At 42.9% G+C, this 3049-nt stretch carries 3 protein-coding genes; all 3 read left to right on the forward strand.

Annotation, left to right across the window (positions count from 1 at the left end):
* The first annotated feature begins 191 nt into the window (after positions 1-191).
* The 3 genes from H0Z19_RS11745 (at position 192) to H0Z19_RS11755 (ending at position 2946) form a co-directional block, all read left to right on the forward strand.
* Positions 192-476: a hypothetical protein gene (locus H0Z19_RS11745; protein WP_290726849.1), complete on the forward strand. Its 285-nt coding sequence runs from the start codon at positions 192-194 to the stop codon at positions 474-476.
* 1 nt (position 477) lies between these two features.
* Entirely contained in the window at positions 478-924 is a 447-nt protein-coding gene (locus H0Z19_RS11750) for a hypothetical protein (RefSeq protein WP_290726852.1), read from the forward strand.
* A 96-nt stretch (positions 925-1020) separates the two neighbouring features.
* The gene (locus H0Z19_RS11755) at positions 1021-2946 is read left to right on the forward strand and encodes a bifunctional UDP-sugar hydrolase/5'-nucleotidase (RefSeq protein WP_290726854.1); all 1926 of its coding nucleotides are present in this window, start codon (positions 1021-1023) and stop codon (positions 2944-2946) included.
* The last annotated feature ends 103 nt before the right edge of the window (positions 2947-3049 follow it).

Consider the following 3049-nt stretch of genomic DNA (forward strand, 5'->3'; position numbering starts at 1 on the left):
GAAAAGAGGGTACTGCAGAGGTTGGCTGAGATGTGATTTGGTAAGGACCCTATATCAATGATATTTTCGAAATCTGAAGGAGACCATGAATAGTAGAAATCAATTTTCTCTTTTCTCCATCGTCATTAACAAGGCGCAAGATTTTTGCGTAAATGATTGAAGTAAATATCATGTTATTTCGTAAGAAAAAGATGCCAGAAGTTCGGGATGTCAGCTATGATTCGAAATCAGCTACACTCAAAGCTTATACCACTGCTAAGAAGGCAGAAGTGGGAATTCTCTATCTTGGAGTCAATGCTGATATTATAGTTGACTCATGGAGGGGTATGGCTCATCCTCTGCCTTGGATATACTATTTCGAGAAGGAGGACGAATTTACAATCGAAAACGGGATGGATAAACGTTCACATGAAGCCGTTTTATGGGGGTTTTCTTTCGAAGAAATACATTGGTTTATGCTACTTAAGGTGCGTTAGATTGGGAGAGGAGAGTTATGTTCATGTAGCTCCCATATGTTGCCTTAAAATGCATGTAGAGCCTAAAGTAAAGAATATAGCAGAGGATAGAATTGAACTCATGCTTGAGGGTGGAGAGATGCTCAGAGGATTCTTGTACTGCGATAAAAAGGTTGAGGTTAAGATTTGTAGGGTAAACAAATCCATGTGCCTTTACTTTCCAGAATTGCTCCTCTCATCAGATATTAGAGGACATTACGAATTTTCATGGAAACCTTCAGCCGTGGAGAGGGGAGTCGTCGTATTTGGTAAGATCACAGGAAAAGAAATTGTGAAGACATTCGGAATGTCTGGCGAGCCTTACCTCCTCTCCGACGTAACTCATGCCTCGAATAACATTATCTTGGATATAGAGTGGGGTAAATTGAGAAAGAATAGAATAACCGTCCCTATTAAGGTGTTTGCATAGATGCTTGCTTTCTTGAAAGTTGCTTATTCCCTTCATACCTTCACGAATTTTGAAAGCAGTCATAACTTTTAAATTTAAATCATTGTAATTTTCTCCATGAAAAAATTGTTAGCAGTTGCTGTGTTGGCAATAATACTTGTTTTTCCATCTTCAGCAGCCGGAAATACGGTTAACTTCACCATTTTACACACCAACGACGAGCACTCGGCCGTTATACCGTATTCGCCTGCAATAGACTTCAACGAGAGTGTAAAAGACCCGACGATAGGCGGATTTGCCAGACTGGCTTCTCTTGTAAAAAGCATAAAGGCTGAAAAGTCTGAGGAAGTAATGCTGATCTCTGCAGGAGACTTTACCGGTGGAAGCCCGTTCTCCTGGCTGGTTACTGAGGGGGAGTCTCCTGAAATAGCCCTTATGCAGAAAATTGGCTACGACGTGATAACCATAGGAAACCACGAGTTTGACTACGGGGCAGAAAAGCTTGTAGAGAGCCTTCTCAATGCAGGATACCCGGAAGCTAACGAAAAAACAGTAATTGTATCCACGAATCTGGTAGCACCTCAGGGACATCCAATGAACGAGATAGTGAAGAAATACCATATAATGGAGCTCGAAAATCTGAAAATAGGTTTCATAGGCCTCTTAGGCAAGGATGCGAAAGCAAAAGCCTACTCTTACGAACCCCTCGATTTTGAAGACCCAATACTGACGGCAAAGCAAGCTGTTGAAGAGCTGAAGAAAGAAGGCGTGGATCTGATAATAGCTGTTACTCATTTGGGCGTTTCTGAAGACCTTGAGCTTGCCGAAGCCGTCTCTGGAATTGACATAATTGTAGGCGGACACAGCCATACAGTACTTGAAGAGCCAATCATAACATCAGACGGGACGATAATAGTCCAGACGGGAGACGGCCTCAGATATCTCGGAGTTCTTGAGCTTGAGTATAACAGAGACAACGGAGAACTAAAAATACGCAATTACGATACCGGAACACCGTTCCTCATTAAGATAGACGATGAAATCCCCATTGATCCGGAAGTTGATGCAGTTATAAAGGAATACATCAACAAAGTTAACGCTATGGTTTACAACAAGACTGGCAAAAATATCTTGGACACAGTCGCTTCATCAGACTTCGCCCTTACCACCAGAATGCTTCAGGAGTCCAATATCGGAGATTTCATTACCGATGCGATGCGTCTGGTTGCTGAAGAAAAAACTGGCAAGAAGGTTGATTTTGCTGTTTTTGCCAATGGGGAGATAAGGGGAAACGTCACTCCAGGCACTATGGAGTACTCGAAGGGAAAAATCAGCCTATACGATTTGCTCCTCCCTGTGAGCCTGGGAGTTGGAGAAGATGGAAGTCCCGGTTACTCCCTGGTTTCCTTTTACATAACAGGAGAGGAAGTCTATAGAGTTCTGGAGATAACGATTTTGCTCCATCAGCTTTACGGTGACGACTTCTTCGTCCAGTTCTCCGGATTGCGTTACTACTACAACCCGCAAAACGCCTTAATTGAAATTCCCTTCGTCGACAAGAAGATCCCCTCTGCCATGCTTCCAAATCTGGGTAGTGTTGTTAAGGCTGAGCGCTATAAAGGCACCGGAAAACAAACTCTAAACGACGAAGATTATGAAGTTATTGAAAGAGACGACAGACTGTACATGGTTGTTACGGACAACTATATTCTCTCGTTTTTGCCCAAAATCGCCGAAGTTCTCCCCCAGCTAACTGTCGAGCCTAAGGATGAAAAAGGAAGTCCCATTCCACCTGAGGACTACCAAAACCTCGTAGTGAGGGTTGATGGTGAAGAACTGAAAGTCTGGGAGGTTGTTGTTGATTACACACTATCTCAGCCAGTAAATGATGAAGGGTTACCTCAGATCGACAAGTACTACCGGGAACCGACAAACAGAATAAACGTGGTGTGGAGCTTTCCCATCGCTAGCTATCCGTTAGCTGTCCTCGTAGGTCTGGTTGCAATAGTTGTGTACTTTAAGGTGGTGAGAGGTAGAAGGTAATTTTCAACTGTCTTTTCCCGAAATTATTTCCCACTTCAACAAACCTCTATGTGAAACTTGACGAGAAGACGATAAAATGGATAATCAGAGAAAAAGAGAAGGG

The sequence above is a fragment of the Archaeoglobus sp. genome (assembly GCF_017656475.1).
In the GTDB taxonomy this organism is placed as follows: domain Archaea; phylum Halobacteriota; class Archaeoglobi; order Archaeoglobales; family Archaeoglobaceae; genus Archaeoglobus.